The sequence below is a fragment of the Notoacmeibacter sp. MSK16QG-6 genome, assembly GCF_024158145.1.
GTDB lineage: Bacteria > Pseudomonadota > Alphaproteobacteria > Rhizobiales > Rhizobiaceae > Notoacmeibacter.
The window spans coordinates 1,371,560-1,392,094 of record NZ_JAMYXM010000001.1; the positions used below are offsets into that span (position 1 = coordinate 1,371,560).

At 56.5% G+C, this 20,535-nt stretch carries 18 protein-coding genes and 1 tRNA gene; 9 read left to right on the forward strand and 10 right to left on the reverse strand.

Features of this window, described 5'->3' with window-relative positions:
* Window positions 1–10 precede the first annotated feature (10 nt).
* The 7 genes from NIM86_RS06550 to NIM86_RS06580 all read left to right on the forward strand — a co-directional run bounded on the left by NIM86_RS06550 (window position 11) and on the right by NIM86_RS06580 (window position 11,663).
* Entirely contained in the window at window positions 11–1,234 is a 1,224-nt protein-coding gene (locus NIM86_RS06550) for an integrase family protein (protein WP_253380188.1), read from the forward strand.
* Window positions 1,235–2,435: 1,201 nt separating this feature from the next.
* The gene (locus NIM86_RS06555; protein ID WP_253380190.1) at window positions 2,436–2,783 is read left to right on the forward strand and encodes a helix-turn-helix domain-containing protein; all 348 of its coding nucleotides are present in this window, start codon (window positions 2,436–2,438) and stop codon (window positions 2,781–2,783) included.
* Window positions 2,783–4,393, forward strand: coding sequence for a class I SAM-dependent DNA methyltransferase (locus tag NIM86_RS06560; protein WP_253380192.1), 1,611 nt, complete (start codon window positions 2,783–2,785; stop codon window positions 4,391–4,393). The genes NIM86_RS06555 and NIM86_RS06560 overlap by 1 nt, the downstream gene beginning before the upstream one ends.
* Window positions 4,386–5,684 carry a restriction endonuclease subunit S gene (locus NIM86_RS06565; RefSeq protein WP_253380194.1) on the forward strand — a complete coding sequence of 433 codons (1,299 nt, stop codon included), beginning with the start codon at window positions 4,386–4,388 and terminating at the stop codon, window positions 5,682–5,684. The genes NIM86_RS06560 and NIM86_RS06565 overlap by 8 nt, the downstream gene beginning before the upstream one ends.
* Window positions 5,685–5,687: 3 nt before the next feature.
* Window positions 5,688–6,713 (forward strand): SIR2 family protein, encoded by a 1,026-nt coding sequence (locus NIM86_RS06570; protein ID WP_253380196.1) that lies wholly within the window; start codon window positions 5,688–5,690, stop codon window positions 6,711–6,713.
* The gene (locus NIM86_RS06575; RefSeq protein WP_253380198.1) at window positions 6,706–8,532 is read left to right on the forward strand and encodes a DUF262 domain-containing protein; all 1,827 of its coding nucleotides are present in this window, start codon (window positions 6,706–6,708) and stop codon (window positions 8,530–8,532) included. The genes NIM86_RS06570 and NIM86_RS06575 overlap by 8 nt, the downstream gene beginning before the upstream one ends.
* Window positions 8,529–11,663 (forward strand): type I restriction endonuclease subunit R, encoded by a 3,135-nt coding sequence (locus NIM86_RS06580; RefSeq protein ID WP_253380200.1) that lies wholly within the window; start codon window positions 8,529–8,531, stop codon window positions 11,661–11,663. The genes NIM86_RS06575 and NIM86_RS06580 overlap by 4 nt, the downstream gene beginning before the upstream one ends.
* Before the next feature lie 313 nt (window positions 11,664–11,976).
* On the opposite strand, the gene NIM86_RS06585 is transcribed toward NIM86_RS06580, so the two are convergent.
* The 8 genes from NIM86_RS06585 to hisB form a co-directional block, all read right to left on the reverse strand.
* A tRNA-Arg gene (locus tag NIM86_RS06585) sits at window positions 11,977–12,053 on the reverse strand.
* 300 nt (window positions 12,054–12,353) lie between these two features.
* Window positions 12,354–13,352: a type I pantothenate kinase gene (gene coaA / locus NIM86_RS06590; protein WP_253380203.1), complete on the reverse strand. Its 999-nt coding sequence runs from the start codon at window positions 13,350–13,352 to the stop codon at window positions 12,354–12,356.
* A 25-nt stretch (window positions 13,353–13,377) separates the two neighbouring features.
* Window positions 13,378–13,704: a phosphoribosyl-ATP diphosphatase gene (locus NIM86_RS06595; RefSeq protein WP_253380205.1), complete on the reverse strand. Its 327-nt coding sequence runs from the start codon at window positions 13,702–13,704 to the stop codon at window positions 13,378–13,380.
* Window positions 13,701–14,501 carry an imidazole glycerol phosphate synthase subunit HisF gene (gene hisF / locus NIM86_RS06600; RefSeq protein WP_253380207.1) on the reverse strand — a complete coding sequence of 267 codons (801 nt, stop codon included), beginning with the start codon at window positions 14,499–14,501 and terminating at the stop codon, window positions 13,701–13,703. The genes NIM86_RS06595 and hisF overlap by 4 nt, the downstream gene beginning before the upstream one ends.
* A gap of 97 nt (window positions 14,502–14,598) precedes the next feature.
* Window positions 14,599–15,342, reverse strand: coding sequence for a 1-(5-phosphoribosyl)-5-[(5-phosphoribosylamino)methylideneamino]imidazole-4-carboxamide isomerase (gene hisA / locus NIM86_RS06605; RefSeq protein WP_253380209.1), 744 nt, complete (start codon window positions 15,340–15,342; stop codon window positions 14,599–14,601).
* A 464-nt stretch (window positions 15,343–15,806) separates the two neighbouring features.
* Window positions 15,807–16,460, reverse strand: a complete 654-nt coding sequence (hisH, locus tag NIM86_RS06610) for an imidazole glycerol phosphate synthase subunit HisH (RefSeq protein WP_253380210.1) — start codon at window positions 16,458–16,460, stop codon at window positions 15,807–15,809.
* The gene (locus NIM86_RS06615) at window positions 16,460–16,876 is read right to left on the reverse strand and encodes a DUF2628 domain-containing protein (RefSeq protein WP_253380212.1); all 417 of its coding nucleotides are present in this window, start codon (window positions 16,874–16,876) and stop codon (window positions 16,460–16,462) included. Before NIM86_RS06615 ends, hisH begins: the two co-directional genes overlap by 1 nt.
* 10 nt (window positions 16,877–16,886) lie before the next feature.
* Window positions 16,887–17,483 carry an imidazoleglycerol-phosphate dehydratase HisB gene (gene hisB, locus NIM86_RS06620; protein ID WP_253380214.1) on the reverse strand — a complete coding sequence of 199 codons (597 nt, stop codon included), beginning with the start codon at window positions 17,481–17,483 and terminating at the stop codon, window positions 16,887–16,889.
* 158 nt (window positions 17,484–17,641) lie between these two features.
* On the opposite strand from hisB, the gene hslV reads away from it, so the two are divergent.
* Window positions 17,642–18,199, forward strand: coding sequence for an ATP-dependent protease subunit HslV (gene hslV, locus NIM86_RS06625; RefSeq protein ID WP_253380216.1), 558 nt, complete (start codon window positions 17,642–17,644; stop codon window positions 18,197–18,199).
* A gap of 24 nt (window positions 18,200–18,223) precedes the next feature.
* Here the strand turns inward: hslV and NIM86_RS06630 are convergent, their stop codons facing one another.
* Window positions 18,224–19,126 carry an MBL fold metallo-hydrolase gene (locus NIM86_RS06630; protein WP_253380218.1) on the reverse strand — a complete coding sequence of 301 codons (903 nt, stop codon included), beginning with the start codon at window positions 19,124–19,126 and terminating at the stop codon, window positions 18,224–18,226.
* Between the two features lie 163 nt (window positions 19,127–19,289).
* Window positions 19,290–20,138: a helix-turn-helix domain-containing protein gene (locus NIM86_RS06635; protein WP_253380220.1), complete on the reverse strand. Its 849-nt coding sequence runs from the start codon at window positions 20,136–20,138 to the stop codon at window positions 19,290–19,292.
* A 169-nt stretch (window positions 20,139–20,307) separates the two neighbouring features.
* Here NIM86_RS06635 and NIM86_RS06640 point away from each other — a divergent pair, with 169 nt between their 5' ends.
* A complete protein-coding gene (locus tag NIM86_RS06640) occupies window positions 20,308–20,529 on the forward strand; it encodes a DUF2061 domain-containing protein (protein WP_253380223.1) in 222 nt (73 codons plus the stop codon).
* Window positions 20,530–20,535 lie beyond the last annotated feature (6 nt).

The window sequence follows — 20,535 nt, forward strand, 5'->3', positions numbered from 1 at the left end:
GAGGCCAGTCATGACCCTGTACCCTCATGGGCTTCCCTACGACGATATAGACCCTGAAACGGCAGCTATTGTTGACGCAGAGCGCGACGGCGAGCCTGCCGTAGCTCGGCATCGCAAATATCAATCTCACGGGGCATCGCTGGAACTGACGGACCCGCTTGTTGCGCTGGCGCGACCATGCAAAACCGAACAATGGTTGTTCGACACTGTCAATCGAAGTCTTGCGGTTCGGGTCAAACCCACTGGCGGAAAAACCTTCTATTATTACGGTCAGGCGTCAGGCGGTGAAAATTCGCGTCGAATCCGGCTGGGCAGCACAGCCGACTACACAGTCCAGCAAGCGCGGGTTAAAGCGGATTGGGCGGCCTCCTCGTCATCGGTGGTTGCTGAGCCAAAGCTGCGCCGAAGTCTACCGATCAGCAAAGCACTGGTTGAATATTTCGGCGACCATTCACCCGCCGATTCCGATCACTTCAAGACGGTACAGAGCTATTTCTACAGCCACATCGAACCCAGATTTGGTGACCGGCCATTTTCGGGCGTTTCCCGCGAGGAATGGATTGTTCTGGCTGAAACGATTGCCTTGGACCAGCGAAGTCGCGGCATCAACTTTCACAAGTCGCTCAAGGCGCTGCTGGGCTGGGCGGCTCGGCGCGGCCTATTGAAGGTCAACCCGCTGCACCACCATAAGCTGGAAATTCCGCCCGTCCGCTCCAAACGTAATCTGGACAAGGATGAACTGGGCGCGATCTACATCGAAGCAGAAAATTTGGGTCAGCCATGGCAGGACATGGTTCGACTGGTGATCCTCACCGGTGAACCCATCGAATATGTGCGGAAGATGCGTGGAGGCGATATCGACTGGAAACGGGGCATTTGGCACGTGGAACACAGCGGTATTTTCGTTAGGCGGCGGAGACCATTGCGAAGTGTCTCCTTCACGCCGGAAGCCTTGGCGCTGCTAGACGCATACCGGGAAATATCTGGGCCGTTCTTTCCCTCGCCCGCGTCCTTGCATAGGGACGCTTGCCTCAACTATCGGCAGGAAATCCACGACCAGCTTATCGAGCTTTGCGATTTCAAGAAGCGGTTCGGTATGGGCGATGTGCGGCGCGGGGTCCATGCAATGGTGACGAAGCAGGGAGGTTTGCCGGAGTGGACTTCCTACCTCATGCGGGAAATGCCGACATGGAGGAGCGCTCGACCGATCCGAGACATGGATGATTGGATTTAACGCCGACATCCCGATCCAAAATAGAAAACAGCATGGCGCAGTCGGGAAACACCGGTTGCGCCATTTTCACGCTTGTGGACTCACGGCCAAAGATATTCCGCCCATGGCCGAGAATCATTGCCGGGAAACAAGAAACACGCGGCGCGTGCCTGTCACGCCGCCATAGGGCCGGTAATCAGCTTTCAGCGGGAACGAAAAGAAGCAGAGCCAGAAACAGGCGAAACAGACGGGAACCGGCGCCACTTCCATTGCCACTTTGTCTGGGCAAGGCGGCATTGTCCGTCGCCTCTAAATGCCACCGGTAGGCAAATCGGTTTCTAAATTTGCGGCAAGGACACGTAGTTGGCTGGCGCGCCCAGAAGTCTTCGGGGCGGGAGCTTTCGCGGCGAAAATCACCGGAATCTATTCGCCTGACCAGAATCACAGCATTTGGTGCCGACTATCGAGTCTGTATGGAGGTTACATGAGAGCGAGATGTGCGCACCATGCGACTCCCGTTTTCGTCTCTTCACCGGGGTTGTCGCCGGCCTCAGTCATCGGTGCGGAGTAACAGGGTAAAGGACCGGCACCCCAACCCAAGCATCTACTCCATGCTCCCGAGCATGAAACGGATCAGGTAGCAGGCAATAATCCAGCAGAGAATAACAGGATAAGAAAGCAGGAAAGTATTCCGAGGATAGATCGACAGGACAGGCAAAGCCAACCCTTGCCGATTGGGAGAAATCGGCATCAGCCTTCCGGTGAGGATAGAAAGTCCAAACCGGGAGGCATCGATTCTCACAGAAAGTCAGGAGCGTGACGCACCTTTCGAAAGGTAGCGCCCCTTGCGCGTTCCCGGCGCATGATTTCGCGCCGCACCCTCCGCCAACGGCCCTGCTCGAAAGTGTCGGAGCGATACCATGCCGCATGTTCCTCAATGCAAGCCGTGTCAAAGGCGCGATCATCGTCCATTGCCCATAACCTATCAGCTTCGGCGACGATTTCGTCGCGCGGGATCAGACCGGGCCGGATGGACCCTTCCCAAAATCCCCATGCGAAAGCGCCCCAGATCGGGGAAAGGCACAGGAACCAAATAGCCGGTTCTAGCCATGATCGCCAATCAGACATGGATTTCGAGGGCGCCCGTTTACTACATAAAGTTCTATCTCTACAACAAATAGTACATAGCCGGAACGGAGTCTATGCAGAACAGAATGTTCGCATGGACATTTTTGCAAAAAGGCTCCGAGAGCGAGCCGATCAAATGGGAATTTCAAACTCAGAAGCCGCGCGACGAGCGGGGTTGGAGGAGCGCAGATATGGCCACTATATCGCCGGTCGGCGTGAGCCGGATTTGACGACGCTGACGAAGATCGCCGAAGTGTTGCAGACTACCCCCAACTGGCTACTCGGGGTTGCAGGTGCGCATGAAGATGATCCTGAGAAAGCAGCGTTCATTGACCGATTTGCAAACGCAGCAAAAGGCATGAACGCTGAAGAACTCGAATTGTTCGTTATCCAAGCCGAGGCCATCGCCGCTAGGAAAAACGCAAAAGGGAAAGAAAAATAATGGCGAACGGGCGAAATGGTAATGGCAATGGTGATTTGAGCTTTGAAGCGGACCTGTTCAAGGCAGCGGACAAGCTCAGGGGCAATCTGGAGCCATCCGAGTACAAGCATGTCGCGCTCGGCCTGATCTTCCTGAAATATATCTCGGAAGCCTTCGAAGCTCAGCGCAAAAAGCTGGAGCAGGAAGAGTTTGCCGATTTGGAGGACCCGGAAGAGTACCTGAAAGATCGTGTATTCTGGGTACCCGACATCGCCCGCTGGTCCTACCTCAAGGACAATGCTCGCGCCCGCGACCTAAAGATCATCGACCCTGTCACCAATAAGGAAAAGAAGGTCGATATTGGCGGCCTAATCGACGCCGCCATGGAAGCCATCGAGAAGGCCAACAGCACCACGCTGAAGGGTGTTCTGCCCAAGGACTATGGCCGCCCCGCCCTCGACAAGGAGATGATCGGCGATCTGGTCGAGCTGTTCTCCGATGTCACCATGCATGTTGAAGGTGAGAAAGCGCGCGACTTGCTGGGCCGCGCCTATGAATATTTCCTGTCAGGCTTCGCCGGAGCAGAGGGGCGGCGCGGTGGCGAGTTCTTCACGCCACGCTCCGTTGTTCGCGTGATGGTCGAGATGCTGGAGCCATATAAAGGCCGCGTCTATGACCCTTGCTGCGGGTCAGGTGGTATGTTCGTGCAGTCGGAAAAATTCATCGAGGATCATTCCGATCAACAGCACGTCGAAGAGGCCAAGCGACAAATCTCAATCTACGGGCAAGAGCGCAACCATACCACTTGGAAGCTCTGCAAAATGAACCTCGCCGTTCGCGGCATCGATGCTGATATCAAGTGGAACAACGAGGGCTCCTTCACCCGAGACGAATTCTCCAACACCTATTTTGACTTCATCCTCGCCAACCCGCCCTTCAACGTGTCGGACTGGTGGCGCGAGAGCCTTGCGGAAGACATTCGTTGGACCGAGTTCGGCACGCCGCCACAGGGCAACGCCAACTATGCATGGCTCAGCCACATCTACCACCATCTTGCCCCGCGCGGCACGGCGGGCGTGGTGCTCGCCAACGGCTCCATGTCCTCCCAGCAATCGGGCGAGGGCGAAATCAGGCGGAAGATGGTCGAGGAAGATGCAGTCGACTGCATGGTGGCGCTCCCCGGCCAGCTCTTCTATTCGACACAGATTCCCGCCTGCCTGTGGTTTCTGGCCAAGGACAAAAGTGCCAACGGCCACCGCGACCGGCGCGGGGAAATTCTTTTCATCGACGCGCGCAAGATGGGAGTGATGGCCGACCGAACAAGGCGGGAACTGTCCGGCGATGACATCTCCCTGATCGCAGGCACCTACCATAGCTGGCGCAACAAGGATGGCGGCTACGTAGACGTTCCGGGCTTCTGCAAGGTTGCCACCCGAGATGATCTTGAGAAGCATCGCCATTCGCTGACGCCCGGCCTCTATGTTGGCACCCAAACTTCGAACGAAGACGAAGCCGAGTTTGAGGAAAGAGTCTCCAACCTGACGGCCTCATTGCAGGAATTGTTCGAAGCCTCCCACGACGCAGAAAATGCGGTTCTGAAAGCTCTGGCTCGGGTGGGTGCGAATGGTTGAGGTGAGAAAGGTTCGCCTTGGTGATGTGGCATATGAGCACAAGGAACGGATCGGGGAGGAAGCCCCGGACAGACCGGTCTACGGCGTTGACAAAAGCGTCGGACTGACCGCCGAGCCGAGATACCAATCAAGTAATCTGTCGAGGTACAAGCGCATCGAGTATGGCATGTTCGCTTACAATCCTATGCGGCTAAACATCGGCTCCATTGGGTTTTGCCATGCTGACTTGGCTCCTGGCATTGTCAGCCCTGACTATGTTGTATTTGGCTGCCGCAAGGGTGCGCTTCTACCGAAGTTCATGGACTACCACACCCGCTCTGCGCCTTGGTGTGATTGGCTAAGCCTTGCCGGAGAAGGTTCGGTCCGCGAGCGCATCTATTTCCGCAAGCTTGAAACCTATGAGTTGGCTTTGCCTGATGTTGCCTATCAGGAAGCCGCAGTCGAAATCCTGTCATCTCTCGACAACAAGATCGAGTTGAACCAGCGTATGAATGAGACGCTGGAGGCTTTGGCGCAGGCGGTTTTCAAGGACTGGTTTGTCGATTTCGGCCCAACCCGCCGCAAGATGGAGGGCGCAATCGACCCCGTTGCCATCCTCGGTGGCCTAGTCCCTGACCCCAGCAGAGCCACACCTCTTGCCGCTTTCTTCCCCGACAACTTCAGTGAGGATGGTCTGCCAGAGGGGTGGAAAAAAATATCTCTACTCGACTTGGCGGATTGGGTGAACGGTGCCGCTTACAAGAATATGCACTTTGTTCCTTTTGACGCTGGTGGGCTGCCGGTTATCAAGATTGCGGAACTCAAGGCAGGAGTCACACAGAATACTAGATTCACAAACACTGACCTCGGCGAACGGTACCGAATAAGAGATGGTGAGTTGCTTTTCTCGTGGTCAGGAAACCCCGATACTTCAATCGACGCATTTATATGGACAGCGGGAGATGCTTGGCTGAACCAACACATATTCGCGGTAAGAATGAACGGAAAGAGGTCAAAACCCTCTCTTTATGTGATGCTCAAATTCTTTATGCCTGAATTTGCCGAGATTGCTCGCAACAAGCAGACCACCGGTTTAGGCCATGTTACAAAATCGGATATGTCAAGGACGCTGGTTCCCGAACCACCCTTAGCGATAACTCAAGCATTTTCAGAACTTGTCGAGCCGATTTACGAAGGCATCGTCCTTTCGCTTAAAGAGAATCACACGCTCGCCGAAACCCGCGACTACCTCTTGCCCAAGCTGATGTCCGGCGAAGTGCTGGTGCGCGATGCCGAAAAACTGGCGGAATGATCGATGGAGTATTTCCGCCAGCGCTTCAACGATGACCTGAACAGCAACGGCCCGGTCGACGTAGCAGGCTTCACTTGGGAGAGCGCTGAAGTCTTCAAGACCATGGCGGAACATGACTATGAAGCGACCTTCACCGTCTACGTTCAGGATCAAATCCAACAGGCCAAGGAGCGCGTTGCGGAGTTCCTAGACGAGAACGGATGTCTTGACCGCTTCCGCACGCTGACCGCTCGTAAGCAAAACGGACAGATTCTGCCGTTCATTGGCGCAGGCATGTCCATCGCAAGCGGCTATCGGCCTTGGGGCGCATTCCTGCTTTCGCTCTTGCCTGACGCGCCTCAGATCAAAGCCGATGTCGAGGCGATGCTGACCCGCGGCGACTATGAAGAAGCTGCACAGCTTGTGCATGACACGCTCGGGCCGGGTGTGCTTGCTGAAGAGATCAACAACCAGCTCGGACGGCACCGCCCGAACGCGGCTGGCCCTGTTTGTCTCCTGCCCAGCTTATTTCAGAACGAGGTACTGACGACCAATTTCGACTACGTCCTGACGCATATTTATATTGGTGCCGCGAACCCCTTTTCCAACGAGTTTTGCGGCCAGCGGTTACGCGAGGCGCGTCAACGGCTGGGAAATGAGCCTCATTGCCTTCTTCGGCTTCACGGCGAGGCGGATGCGCAGGATGGCAGGGTCCTTACGCAAGCGGAGTATGACGCTGCGTATAATGGCGGCGTAACTCTGACCGGCATCCTCGGGGCACTGATCGGTACAAGAAGCTTGCTGTTCATGGGTTCCAGTTTGCAATCAGACCGGACCTATTCAGCTCTTTGCGATATCCGCGCACAGAACGCCGATGCACCCGTGCGCCATTATGCTTTTCTACCTTGCCCCGTTGAGAACGACCGAGCGGCCCGCCGAGCCTTTTTAGCCGAAGCCGAAATCCACCCGATCTATTATCCGGCGGACGATCACGACCAACATACTGAAGACCTTTTGATTACACTGATGGAGGGCGGGCTCGATGAGTGAACAAAGCATCATCTCCGACGACATGACATTGAAGCGGATGTTTCAGGATTTCTACCGTGTCCCGGACTATCAGCGGGAATATGTCTGGGGGGAAACGAACCCAAAGGGAGAAGGTGGTGAAGAAGTCGACCAATTTCTGACCGACATCTACACCGAGTACGAGAATGCGACCAAAGACTTTGCGCCAGAATATTTCATCGGGACAATTGTTGTCTGCAAAGATGACAATGACGTTTTCGAGCTGATCGACGGTCAGCAACGCACCACCACGGCCTACTTAACGCTTTGCGCCCTTCGGGACGCATTGGTTGAGCTTGAACAGAGCTTGCCCGAAGAACTCAAAGGTCAAATCGCATCAAGCACAGTGGATTGGCAGGGAGAGAGTATCGCGCGCTTTCGGCTGGAGCTGCAATACGAGGATTCTGGCGGCATCCTTGTTCAATATGCGGAGGGAACCGGCAAGTATGCGAACAAGGAGCAGACGCGGTCCATTCGGAACATCGGTAACGCCTACCAGACTGTCCGCGAGTTCATTTCTTCCACGCTGGAAAACGATCCCGCCGCGATCCGCAAATTCCATGGCTATTTGACCAACAAGGTCAAAATCATCCGCATTCAGACGCCGACGATTGCGAAAGCGCTTAAGATATTCGAGACGATCAATGATCGCGGCGTCGGACTTGACGCCATGGACCTTCTAAAAAACCTTCTTTTCATGAATGCGAAGGAGAGCGAGTACACCAAGCTAAAAGACCTCTGGAAGCAATTGACGGACGAAATCTACAACGCCCGCGAGAAGCCGTTGCGGTTTTTGCGCTACTATCTCCTCGCTAGCTTTGATGTGGACAGCAAGCTTCGGGAAGAGGTCATCTATGACTGGTTCCTAAAGAACGAAAAGCTGACCAAGCACGCAAGCGAGCCGACCAAGTTTGCGAACAAACTGTTGGATGCGGCAAAGGCTTACAGAAACTTCGCTTCTAACCGGAATGCGTCTGGCGGGATCGAAAGGGGCATTAGCAACACGCGGCTGCTTGGCGGCAAGTCAATCAAGCAGCACTTCATAATTCTGATGGCCGGTCGGCACCTAACGCCGTCGAACTTCACCAAGCTTTGCGATGAGATCGAGAAGACAATGTTTGTCTGGCTTATCACAGGGACGCCGGGCAAAGAGTACGAGCGCCGGATTGTGGATGCGGCGCATGAGTTGCGGACCACGCCCGACGATGACTTTGATCAGTTTATTCTCAATCACTTCAAGAAGGAACGAGAGAGCCTCGCGACTCATTTCTCGACGCGACTTCAAACGCTGAAATTTGGAGACACCCGCCAGTTCCGCATCCGGTACCTATTGGCGAAGATCACCCAGCACGTGGACTTGCAGGCCTACGGACCTAGCCAAGGTCGAGACGATTTAGAAGACTATGTTTCCGGCGGAAACGACATAGAGCACATTCTTCCTGACAATGGAGATGGCGACGCGCTCTCTGAATTCGGAGACGGCGGCGATGATCAGGAGATCATCCAACGGCTTGGAAACCTACTGCTTATCGAGAAATCCATCAATCGAGCGATCCAGAACGGAAAATACTCCGAGAAGATCAAGGTCTATCCGCAATCTAAGTACCTGCTGACGCGCTGTCAGGCGAGCAAACAAAGCGGCCAAGTTGGCGTTGCAGACAAGATCACCAAGGCGGCAGAATCAATAGAGGTTTTTCCAGTCTGGAATTCTACATCCGTGGAGGACAGACAGAAGTTCCTGACACGGCTAGCCACAGACGTGTGGGACGTGAAGTCAGGTAAAGCGGCGGGGCCGGCATGAGCGGCTTTTCCGAAGACACTGTGGAGCAGGCCGGTATCGAGACGCTGAAGACACTAGGTTGGCTCTATCTGCACGGCAGCGTTATAGCTCCGGACGGAGCATCACCCCAACGCCCGTCCTACTCCGAGGCCGTCCTACTCAAGCGCCTTGAGGCTTGGGTTGAGCAGATCAACCCCGATGTGCCCGATGAGGTGCGCGCCGAAGCGATCCGGCAAGTGCTGACCAGCCAGACCCACGACGCTGTCGAAGAGAACCGGCGCATTCACGCACTGATCACGGACGGTGTGACCGTTGAATATCGCTCAGAGGAACGCATCGTCGGGGAGAAAGTCTGGCTGATCGATTTCGAGAATCCAGATGCCAATGACTGGCTTGTGGTCAATCAGTTTACGCTGATCGAAGGACGCAAAAAACGTAGGCCCGATCTTGTCCTTTTCGTCAATGGTTTGCCTCTGGCCGTTCTCGAGCTGAAAAACCCCGGCGACGAGAACGCGACCCTCACGGCGGCGTTCAATCAGATCGAGACCTACAAGCGCGATATCCCCTCGCTGTTTCGGACGAATTCAGTTCTCGTCACCTCAGATGGCATCAAGGCCCGTGTCGGTTCGCTAACCGCTCAGGAAGAGCGTTTCATGCCTTGGCGTACTGTGGAGGGCACAGATTACGCGCCACCCGGCACGCCGGAACTCGACACTTTATTGCAGGGTGTTTTCGAGCGTCAGCGGTTCCTGAAACTCATTCGGGATTTCACAGTTTTCGGTGATCGCGGCGATGGCCCCTTCAAGATCATTGCCGGTTACCATCAGTTCCACGGCGCGCAGAAGGCTATCCGGGAGGCCATTGACGCATCGAGTCCGGAGGGCGACCGCAAGATCGGCGTGATCTGGCATACTCAAGGCTCAGGCAAGAGCTTCCTTATGGCGTTCTTTGCTGGTTTGGCGGTCCGTTCGGTCGAGCTGCAAAACCCAACGCTGGTCATTTTGACGGATCGGAATGACCTCGACGATCAGCTCTTTGGCACGTTTAGTCTGTGCCGCGACCTCATTCGCCAGCGTCCAGAGCAGGCCGAAAACCGCGAAGACCTGAAGCGCCTGTTAGAGCGATCAGCGGGCGGTGTGATCTTCACCACCGTTCAGAAGTTCCTGCCGGTCGGAACCGAAGAAAGCTTCCCGCTTCTGACTGATCGTCGCAATGTCATTGTCATTGCTGACGAAGCACACCGCACCCAATACGGGCTCGATGCGCGCCTTGATACAAAGACCGGCATCCGCCGCTACGGCTATGCGCATTATATCCGCCAAGCGTTGCCCAACGCTTCCTTCATTGGCTTCACAGGAACGCCTGTTGAAGGTGAGGACCGGAACACGCCTGCGATCTTCGGCGACTACATAGACGTCTACGACATCTCGCGCGCGGTAGAAGACGGTGCGACCGTTCCGATCTACTATGAAAGCCGCTTGGCCCGCATCGAGTTGGACGAGGACGAGAAACCGAAAATCGACGCCGAAGTTGAATCGCTGGTCGAAGACGATACGCTAACCGAGGCGGAGAAATTCAAAGCCAAATGGGCGACGGTAGAAGCGCTGGTTGGTGCCGAAAAGCGGCTCAGTTTGGTTGCGTCCGACCTTGTCGCGCACCTTGAAGCACGTCTTGCCTCATTGGACGGAAAGGCGATGGCCGTTTGCATGAGCAGGCGTATCTGCGTCGAACTCTATGAAGAGATCATCAAGCTAAGGCCTGACTGGCATTCTGAAGATGATGCCGAAGGCGCAGTCAAAATCGTTATGACCGGCGCGGCATCCGATCCGTTGAGCTGGCAGCAGCACATTGGCAACAAGCGACGGCGCGACCTGATTGCGAAGCGGGCCAGAGACCCGAATGACCCGCTTAAACTCGTCATCGTACGCGACATGTGGCTCACCGGTTTTGACGCGCCTTGCATGAACACGATGTACGTCGACAAGCCTATGCGAGGTCATGGACTGATGCAGGCGATTGCCCGAGTCAATCGGGTATTTCGCGACAAACCGGGCGGTCTCATCGTCGATTATATAGGCATCCTCCAGAACCTGAAAAACGCACTTAAGGATTATAGCCCGACGGACCAAAGCAAGACTGGTATCCCGGAAGACGAGGCCGAAGCTGTCACGCAAGAAGCCTTCCAGCGGGTAAAGGCTGTTTTTCATGGGCACGACTATCAGGCCGGTTTGAAGGGTGCGCCGCAAGAGCGCCTGAAAGCGCTGGCAGGTGCTATCGACTGGGTGCTCAAGTGGCAAGAAGAGCAGGCTGGAAAGGCAACGACCGACGAAAGCCGAAAGCAGGCGCATCGTGCCTACCAAGATTTGGTCTTGTCCCTGACAAAGGCATACGCTTTGGCGTCCGCCAGCGACGCGGCAGCCGCTATTCGCGATGAGGTCGGCTTTTTCCAAACAGTCCGGGCAGCAATTACGAAATCCACGGCAACGGGAGCCATCTCACAGTCTAACCGAACATTCGCAGTTCAACAGCTTATCGACCGCGCGGTCGCATCCACTGAAATCATTGATGTCCTTCATGCAGCCGGGATTGAAAGCCCCGACATCTCGATCCTGTCGGATGACTTCCTCGCTGAGCTTCAGGGTATGGAGCGGAAGAATCTCGCCTTGGAGGCGCTGCGAAAGCTGTTGAACGGCGAAATCAAGAGCCGGATGCAAACCAACGTGGTTGAAAGCCGAACTTTCTCTACACGGTTGGAAGAAGCGGTTGCACGGTACCATTCCAACGCTATTTCGGCGGTGGAAATGATCAACGAATTGATTGCCCTTGCAAAGGATCTGCAAGCCGCGAGAAAGCGAGGCGAAGAGCAGGGGTTATCGGGCGAGGAAATCGCCTTCTACGACGCGCTTGCACAAAATGAGAGTGCGATTGAAGTGCTCGGAAACGACACGCTTCGCTTGATAGCTCACGAACTCCTTGAGCAGCTTCGACAAAACGCGACAGTTGATTGGCATAAGAGGGAAAGCGCCCGTGCAAGGATGCGGGTACTCGTAAAACGCATCTTGAAGAAATACGGCTATCCCCCCGATCTCGCCGAAGACGCGGTAAAACTCGTGCTGGAACAGGCAGAGGCGCTTCTGCGGCAGGTGGGATGAGCAGCTTGCTCTTGCTCACCAAGGAAAGCGCCGTTTGCCTCCCTCGGACCCGCCTTCCTTCGCTTTGTGCGAAGGCGGCTCCGAGGAAAGCAAACTCTCTTACATTCCTATCTCTAACTCTATCTTGTGGCCGCAAAGATGTACCCTGACCAGGCTGGGCCTTCGATGCGATGGAGATTGAAACAGAAATTGGCGGAAAACGACGGATTTTATCACAGCCAGAACGGCGCGAAGTCTCAGCTCAGCGTGCTACCCCGGTGCTACCCGGAGCGTTTCAGCGAAATAGCTAAATCACCTAAGTCATTAAAATCATTGGCGCACCCATCAGGATTCGAACCTGAGACCTCTGCCTTCGGAGGGCAGCGCTCTATCCAGCTGAGCTATGGGTGCCCGAAATCGCCAACGCAAAGCGCTTCGACAGGCGCGTTCTAGCCGAAGGCAGATGGCTCTTCAATCGCCACATGCGCATTTTCTGCGCGGAGCCTTTTCCGCCCGAGCAGGTTCCGGACGGCCAGAAAACAAACGCAGGACGCTTTGGCGACGCCTCTTACTCACCACTCAGATCATACGCGACGCGCTGTCCCCGTCTCCGCTATTGATGGTCCTGCATCCACGCCCCCTCCCAGTATCAACGAGCCCATGACGCGGTGCCATCCCCGCAATGGGCTATCGCCAGCGGGATCGCAGAGGCTACAATTTTCGCAGCGAAACGCTTTCGACCAGATGGTTTGCGCCCTTGCGCAAGATCAGGTCGGCGCGCGGACGGGTTGGCAGGATGTTTTCGATCAGGTTGCGCCGGTTGATCGTCTCCCAAAGCGTCTCCGCCTTTTGCCGAGCGTCCGCGAGACCCAGTTTCGAATAGCGATGAAAGTAACTCTCCGGATCGGTGAAGGCGGTGAGACGCAAATCCATGAAACGATCGACATACCAGTTGCGGATCAGCGCTTCGTCGGCATCGATATAGATGGCGAAATCGAAGAAATCGGAGACGAATGGAACGATCCGCCCCTCGGATGGCAGGTCGCGCGTCTGAAGGACGTTGATGCCCTCGAAAATGAGAATGTCGGGGGTTTCGATTTCAACGAAACGGTCGGGCACGACATCATAGGTCACATGCGAATAGACGGGCGCCGCCACGTTGCGCTCGCCGGATTTGATCGCCGACAGAAACCGCAGAACCGCAGCAACATCGTAACTTTCGGGAAAACCTTTCCTGTCCATCAGCCCGTCGCGTTCCAGAACGGCATTCGGCAACAGAAACCCGTCTGTCGTGACCAGGTCGACCTTTGGGCTGGAGGGCCAGCGCGCCAGCAATTCCTTCAGGATACGCGCCGTCGTGCTCTTGCCGACCGCAACGGAACCGGCAATGCCGATTATGAAAGGCGTTTTCACTGCCTCCGTGGCGTTCAGGAATGCCGCGCGCTGAGCAAACAGAAGCTGCGTCGCCTCCACATGAGCGGACAGAAGGCGCGACAGCGACAGATAGATACGACGAACCTCGTCGAGATCGACCGGGTCGCCGAGCGAGCGCAGGCGCTCGACTTCCTCGCGCTTCAGCGTCAGCGGCGTGTCGGCGCGAAATGCCGACCATTGTTGCGCCGTGAATGTGCGATAGGGCGACACGTCGGTCGCATGGCCGTCGGTCGGGCCAAGGTGATAACCCGCCTCGCCGCCGAACTGCAATGTCATGTCCCTTGTCCCAAATCCGCGTTCCTCAGCCGGATTCCTTTCGCGTCGCCTTTTCGCTCAGGCCCGATCGGCCAGTGCGACGAGCCAGCTCCTCCATCACCTCTGACAGCGGCACGCCGGCCAGCTTCAGGACCACGAGCCAATGATAAAGAAGATCTGCGCTTTCGGCGACGAGGCCGTCCCGGTCGCCTGAAACCGCAGCGATTACCGTCTCGACCGCCTCTTCCCCGAGTTTCTGCGCAGCCTTGCCCTGCCCCTTGCCAACAAGCTTGGCGGTCCAGCTTTCATCGGGCGACGCCGCAGCGCGCTCGGCAATGCGCAATTCGAGATCGGCCAGGGTGAACACGCTCATGCCAGCGCCTCCATTTCGATACCGTCCATCCGCATCTGCAGGCCGGCCGCCGCCATATGTCGCTTGGCCTCGGTTATCGAGTAGGTTCCGAAATGGAAAATCGAGGCGGCGAGCACCGCTGTGGCGTGTCCATCGCGAATACCTTCGACCAGATGATCGAGCGTGCCGACACCGCCCGACGCGATGACCGGCGCCGTCACCGCGTCGGAGACGGCGCGCGTGAGTTCAACGTCGAAGCCCGATTTCGTGCCATCGCGGTCCATGGACGTCAGCAGAATTTCGCCGGCGCCGAGATCCACCACCTTGCGAGCGAATTCAACGGCATCAATACCGGTTTCCTTTCGCCCGCCATGGGTGAATATCTCCCAGCGCGGCGTCTCCCCTGCATTCGAGACGCGCCGCGCATCGATCGCTATGACGATGCATTGATTGCCGAACTTGTCTGCCGCTTCGGCCACGAAATCAGGATTTAGAACGGCAGCCGTGTTTATCGAAACCTTGTCGGCGCCGGCCAATAACAGCTTTCGGATGTCCGCATTGGTGCGTACGCCGCCGCCAACCGTGAGCGGCATGAAGCAGTGCTCTGCCGTTCGCGCAACGACATCGAATATGGTGGCGCGATCTTCATGGCTGGCCGTGATGTCCAGGAAGCAGAGTTCATCAGCGCCGGCCGCGTCATAGGCGCGCGCAGCCTCCACCGGATCGCCGGCATCGATCAAATCGACGAAATTGATGCCTTTGACGACTCGACCGTCTTTCACGTCCAGGCAAGGAATGACACGGGATTTCAGGGTCATAATCGCAGGTTCCGGTCCCTCATCTTCCGCAGAAAGCATGCCGCTGGTTGCGGATCAAGCTCTAGGAGAGCCGACTTCGATTAGCAGATTCGCGATTTTACGCGTCGTGCCCGCTTAAAACCGCCAGCGCCTCGGCCGGGTCGAGCCGGCCATCATAGAGCGCACGGCCGGAAATCGCGCCTTCCAGCCGCTCGGCATCGGGCATCGTCATACGAACGATATCGGCCAGCGAAGCAAGCCCGCCCGACGCGATGACCGGGATCGAGACGGCGTTGGCCAGATCGATCGTGGAATCCCAATTGATGCCGGTCAGCACGCCGTCGCGGTCGATATCGGTATAGATGATCGCCGCCACCCCTGCCCCCTCGAAACGCTCGGCCAATTCGATCACACCGAGTTCGGACGCTTCCGCCCAGCCTTCGACCGCGACCTTTCCGCCCTTGGCGTCGATGCCGACGGCGATCTTGCCGGGAAACTGCTTGCAAGCCTCTTTCACGAGGTCCGGATCGCGCACCGCAACCGTGCCCAGAATGACGCGCGCGAGGCCTTTACTCAGCCAGCTTTCAATATGATCGAGCGTGCGGATGCCGCCGCCGAGCTGCACCGGGTTCTTCGTCGCGCCGAGAATGGCCTCGACCGCCGCGCCATTGACGCTTTCGCCCTCGAACGCCCCGTTCAGATCGACGACGTGCAGCCATTCGAAGCCCTGGTCCTCGAATGCTTTCGCCTGCGCCGCCGGGTCTTCGTTGTAGACCGTCGCGCTGTCCATTTCGCCGAGCTTTAGGCGAACGCACTGGCCATTCTTCAGATCGATGGCGGGGAAGAGGATTTTATTGCTCATCTATTTCTTCTAATGTTTGAGGACCTTCGGGACACTGATAACCGAGAAATAAATTATCGAAATCGTCATCGTAAAATAAAATAAATCTGCATTTATTTTAAAATCTAACCACACCCAATACGGTACAAGAGCGTACAAAATTGACATAAAGAATCGAAAAATTTCTTGGTCGAATTTCCTGCCTTGAAAAATTTTGTATGAAGCAACAAGAGCGATAGTTATTGAAGCTGAATTTGCGATGATGAGATAGATATTTAAACCAACAGTTTCTTCATCCTGATAAAATAAAATTCCTGAGATTATTGCTAATAACACAATTACAGCAATAGCGAGCCCAAGAGATGATCGAACCCTTTCACTGAATAATATTTCTTGGTCGTCTCTGCTACTCATCCTCTTCCATATTGACAACGATATCTGACATATGAATGCGACTAGCAGGCCGATGATTACTTGCTCAGCCACTACGGCATCCAGCGCAGGAAGTTGGCGATCAGAGCCAGGCCAAGAGCCTGGCTCTTTTCCGGGTGAAACTGGGTGCCGGCCCGGTTGCCGTCGGCGACGATGGCGGTAACAGGTCCGCCATAGTCGGTCGTCGCGATCAGCTGTTCCGGCTTGTCGCACGCCAGCTGATAGGAATGCACGTAATAAGCGTGCAGCCCGCCCTCGCCCGTCTCGATGCCTTCCAGCAGGGGATGTCGCTGTTTCACGTGAATCGTGTTCCAGCCGATCTGCGGAATTTTAAGGTGCGGGTCATCCGGCTCGATACGCTTTACATCGCCTACAATCCAACCGAAGCCCGGCGTCGTCACTTTTTCCAGGCCGCGATCGGCCATCAACTGCATACCGACGCATATGCCGAGAAAAGGCCGGCCATTCGCAACCACCGCTTCGTCCAGTGCTTCGTGCATGCCCGGAACGGCGTCGAGGCCGGCGCGACAGTCTGCGAAGGCGCCAACGCCCGGGAGAACGACGCGATCGGCCGTGCGCACACGCTCAGGTTCATCGGTCAGCTCAATCGACGCGCCGTCCATTCCAGCTTCACGCGCCGCCCGTTCGAACGCCTTGGTCGCGCTCTTCAGATTGCCAGATCCGTAATCGATAATGGCCGTTCGCATCAGACGGGCGCCCCTGCAAGAGAAGAATGATCAGCCGGATTCATTTCCAATGTATGCCGGCTGAACCAGCGAAGCTCCGCATCTTCTACTGTATCCCCTGCAGTGACGCCGATCTCCCGCCAGTCCCGCTTTTCCAACCCGCTGGCGATCAGGCCCGTCGATTCCAGGCCGACAATAAAGCCAACTGCAAGATTGCAAAGGATCACATAGGCATTGGCAAAGCCGAAATGCGGCAAAGCTAGTCCGACTGCCAGGGTCAGCAGAAAAACGAGCAGTGCCGTCAGCCAGAGGCGTTGAGAAAGAAGCCAGACGACTGGAAGCAGAAAGGCCAGCCAGCGGAACCGCTCCGCGACAAACCGCGTTTCGATGGCGCTCGTTGACGATGCCGGCCGCTCCATGACCCGGTAAACCTTCATCGCGGTCTCCTCAGCCGGCGAGCGAACCCTTCGTGGAGGGCACGGCATCGCCAACACGTGGATCGGGCTCGAATGCGACACGCAGCACCCGCGCCACGGCCTTGAAACACGTCTCTGCGATGTGATGGCTGTTGGCTGCATAGTGGTTCTTCACATGCAGCGTGATGCCCGCATTGCCGGCGAAAGCCTGAAAGAATTCGCGCACCAGTTCGGTGTCGAACGTGCCGATCTTCGGCGCGGTGAATTCGACGTTCCAGACAAGGAACGGCCGGCCGGACACATCGACCGCGGCCAGCGTCATCGTTTCGTCCATGACGAGATCGAGTGAAGCGTATCGGCGAATGCCGCGCCGTTCGCCGAGCGCCTGGTTTATCGCCTGACCCAGCGCAATGCCGACGTCCTCGACCGTGTGATGATCGTCGATATGCAGATCGCCTTCCGCCCGCACCTCGATATCCATGAGGGAATGGCGGGCCAACTGCTCCAGCATGTGGTCGAAGAAACCGACGCCGGTCTTCACATCGTACCGGCCCGTTCCATCGATGGCGACGGAAACGGCAATCTGGGTTTCGGAGGTCTTGCGTTCGACGGTTGCACTGCGCGCCATGGGAGAAGCCTCAAGCTGTAGATACGCGGTCACTTACCCCAAAGGCCTGCGGAGTGAAACCACCCTGCCCCGGCAAATGGTTGGCAGCGTTACCGACAATGCCTATCTGGCGATGCAAGAGAAATAAGCGGCGCCAGTCGGCCCGGAAAGGATAAACAATGAGCGAGACCGTCATGCACGGCACGACGATCGTGACGATCCGCAAGGGCGGCAAGGCGGTCATCGCCGGCGACGGCCAGGTTTCACTCGGCCAGACGGTGATGAAAGGCAATGCCCGAAAAGTCCGCCGGATTGGCAAGGATGGAAAGGTGATCGCCGGTTTCGCCGGCGCGACTGCTGACGCCTTCACCCTGCTGGAGCGGCTGGAAAGCAAGCTGGAGCAATATTCCGATCAGCTGATGCGCGCCTGCGTGGAACTTGCCAAGGACTGGCGGACCGACAAATATCTGCGGCAGCTCGAAGCGATGATGCTGGTTGCCGACAAAGACGTGACGTTGGCTATTACGGGCAATGGCGACGTTCTGGAGCCGCAGCATGGCGTCATGGCCATCGGCTCGGGGGGCAATTATGCGCTTGCCGCCGCGCGGGCGCTCTACGATACCGAGACCGATGCCGAAGAGATCGCCCGCAAGGCCATGGCCATCGCCGCCGAAATCTGCGTCTACACCAATGACAGCGTGATCGTGGAGACTATAGAGAACGCGGCGGAGGTGTAAGCCCTCCGCTACCGCCTGCTCCGATCAGTTCCCGCTGTCGTCTTGCGGATTGCTGACCTCCGGTCGCATGAGCACGTATGATGTATCGTCGAGTGTCTCATAGACGCCGGCGATGTTCTGCGCTCGCCACTCTTCGAACTTTGCTAAATCGGAAAATTCTTCCAGCATCAGATCGGACTGAATGGTTTCCAGACTTTTGCCATCCAGCATTCCCTGCAGCACACCGTTATACAGCGTTTCCAGATAGGATAGGTAACGCTCGACATCGGTGCGGTCTCCCGTGTCAGCATGGCCACCAACGAAAGTCTCCCAATCCAGGTCGAGTACGTCGCGCGTCGATGAAATCATACCATGAATGTCGTAGCCCTTCAGATTCTGATAGGGCATGCGACCCAGCACAATCCAGTCGACTACATACATCACGTCCGCTCGCTCAAACTGCATGCTGACCGAGCCCCGTCCGTTATTTGGGCCATGGTGGCGCAGCACCAATGTTTCGTTTCCAAGACGCAGACGCAGCGTGTCCTCGAAAGTCAGATCCGGTAGCACCGCATTGGCCTTGCTACGTTGCAAATCCTGATAGGCCTGTTCCTGCGCCACGAAGGTAACACCGGGCTGATCGAAGACCTCGCCGCCGTAGACGTGGTCGTAGTGGCTGTGACTGTAAATGACATAACGAATTGGCTGCTCAAACCGCTTCTTGAGCTCGTCACTCAGCCAGCGCGCCGCGTCGTCATTGAGCGTATCTAGAACGGCAATGCCGTCATCAGTAACCCAGACCATGGACACGTAGTTGCCGGCCACGTAGCGCCACAATCCGTCTGACACCTCTTCCAACGCATATTGCGGTTCGCTCACCTGCGCGGCAAGCGGTGTGGTTGTTGCTAAGAGAGCGGCGAGAAGAGTGGTCGTTCGCAAATGGGTCATCGGACACGATCTTTCGGTTCTAATATTTGAGAAAATTATAACTGTGTCCGATGCCATGCCAATCAACGCTATGCGACACATTGTCTTTGCGGCCTGAGGCGCGAGCGCGGCAATAATATCACCGGGGTTGGCCGCCGAACGTGACGGTCACCGCCAAGAGAGACTAAAGAAGCCGATCAAGCCGTTCGGTGATGAAGTCCGGCATGCGGCGAGCCTCGAACAACGCATCGCGGACCAGCCCGTCGAAGTGGCGTGTCAGTTCCAGAATCTGCCGGCGTTCGCTCAGAACGAAATAAACCCGGCCGATATAGATGGTGGCCTGGAACGTGCCGTAGACGGTAATCGGCGCGGAGAAAATCTTCTTTCGGTCGAACAGATAAAGTCGGAGCGAAGGGTAGAGCTCTTCCGTCAGGCGTTTCAGATGCTGGAGCTGCTCGATTCGCAGATCGACCGGCAGATCCGCCCAGTAGCTGTCACCGCGCGCAAAACCGTCCAGCGCGTCGACCGGCATGGCGATCTCGTAATCGGTGTCCGGCGCGCGCAGATAGGCCAGGCGATCACGCATGTCGGTGACGGCCTGATCGGAGGTGCGGCCGAGCGTATCGCCATATTCGAAGCGCAGCACCGATTCGGTCTTCAGCATATCGGGCAAAGTGGCCGGGACATGGCGCACCTTCATGCCGCGCGACTGCTCGTGCCAGCGGAAGATGGCATCGTCCGACGGTGCACGCTCGGCCGTTTCCATACGCATGGCGACCTGCAGAATATCGGCGCTCTTTTCGCGACGGTCGGTCAAACCGAGAAGCCAGTCGGTCGATACCCCCAATTCAGAGGCGCATTCCGCCGCAAGCTGGGCGTTCGGCAAGCGCGCCGTGTCGCCGCTCAGAAGAAGCGAAACGGTTGAGCGATCTGCACGAATCGCACGCGCCAGAGCGCTTTTGGACAGGTTGCGCTCAGTCATGGCCTGCGCCAGACGTTCCTGAAACAATCGTGCCCGTTCGCGCTTATCCATGGTGGTGATTTTTATCACACGCGATGTGAAAAATCTTGTTTGACGATAATAGCCGCGATAATTTGCATGATTCCGCGATGGTGCCCGTCTTGTTAGAAACGGACCATGAGTAGCCGAAGCGGATTAAGTCGCTGGTTCTTCTACCGATATTCGATGCGATCTGGAGTGTATGATGGAAACGCGCAAGCGGAGCCTGGCGAAAGCCGTCTCGTGGCAGGTGTGGGGCCTAGTGACGATGGCGCTGCTCGGTTTTCTCATGACCGGATCGATACGCACTGGCGGACAGCTGGCCCTTCTGTCAGCGCTGATCGGCTTTCTGTGCTATCTGCTGCACGAGCGCATCTGGTCGGCCATCCGCTGGGGGATGGATTTTAGCCGAACCAATGTCTAACGGCGA

What these genes read in the sequence shown, in the direction of transcription:
- NIM86_RS06565 (WP_253380194.1), top strand. Translation starts at nt 4,386, where the DNA reads ATGGTTGAGGTGAGAAAGGTTCGCCTTGGTGATGTGGCATATGAGCAC.
- NIM86_RS06555 (WP_253380190.1), top strand. Translation starts at nt 2,436, where the DNA reads ATGGACATTTTTGCAAAAAGGCTCCGAGAGCGAGCCGATCAAATGGGA.
- hisB (WP_253380214.1), bottom strand. Translation starts at nt 17,483, where the DNA reads ATGGCGCGCAGTGCAACCGTCGAACGCAAGACCTCCGAAACCCAGATT.
- NIM86_RS06595 (WP_253380205.1), bottom strand. Translation starts at nt 13,704, where the DNA reads ATGAGCGTGTTCACCCTGGCCGATCTCGAATTGCGCATTGCCGAGCGC.
- NIM86_RS06615 (WP_253380212.1), bottom strand. Translation starts at nt 16,876, where the DNA reads ATGAAGGTTTACCGGGTCATGGAGCGGCCGGCATCGTCAACGAGCGCC.
- NIM86_RS06570 (WP_253380196.1), top strand. Translation starts at nt 5,688, where the DNA reads ATGGAGTATTTCCGCCAGCGCTTCAACGATGACCTGAACAGCAACGGC.
- hisH (WP_253380210.1), bottom strand. Translation starts at nt 16,460, where the DNA reads ATGCGAACGGCCATTATCGATTACGGATCTGGCAATCTGAAGAGCGCG.
- NIM86_RS06550 (WP_253380188.1), top strand. Translation starts at nt 11, where the DNA reads ATGACCCTGTACCCTCATGGGCTTCCCTACGACGATATAGACCCTGAA.
- NIM86_RS06640 (WP_253380223.1), top strand. Translation starts at nt 20,308, where the DNA reads ATGATGGAAACGCGCAAGCGGAGCCTGGCGAAAGCCGTCTCGTGGCAG.
- NIM86_RS06560 (WP_253380192.1), top strand. Translation starts at nt 2,783, where the DNA reads ATGGCGAACGGGCGAAATGGTAATGGCAATGGTGATTTGAGCTTTGAA.
- coaA (WP_253380203.1), bottom strand. Translation starts at nt 13,352, where the DNA reads ATGACATTGCAGTTCGGCGGCGAGGCGGGTTATCACCTTGGCCCGACC.
- NIM86_RS06630 (WP_253380218.1), bottom strand. Translation starts at nt 19,126, where the DNA reads ATGACCCATTTGCGAACGACCACTCTTCTCGCCGCTCTCTTAGCAACA.
- hisF (WP_253380207.1), bottom strand. Translation starts at nt 14,501, where the DNA reads ATGACCCTGAAATCCCGTGTCATTCCTTGCCTGGACGTGAAAGACGGT.
- NIM86_RS06635 (WP_253380220.1), bottom strand. Translation starts at nt 20,138, where the DNA reads ATGGATAAGCGCGAACGGGCACGATTGTTTCAGGAACGTCTGGCGCAG.
- NIM86_RS06580 (WP_253380200.1), top strand. Translation starts at nt 8,529, where the DNA reads ATGAGCGGCTTTTCCGAAGACACTGTGGAGCAGGCCGGTATCGAGACG.
- hisA (WP_253380209.1), bottom strand. Translation starts at nt 15,342, where the DNA reads ATGAGCAATAAAATCCTCTTCCCCGCCATCGATCTGAAGAATGGCCAG.
- NIM86_RS06575 (WP_253380198.1), top strand. Translation starts at nt 6,706, where the DNA reads ATGAGTGAACAAAGCATCATCTCCGACGACATGACATTGAAGCGGATG.
- hslV (WP_253380216.1), top strand. Translation starts at nt 17,642, where the DNA reads ATGAGCGAGACCGTCATGCACGGCACGACGATCGTGACGATCCGCAAG.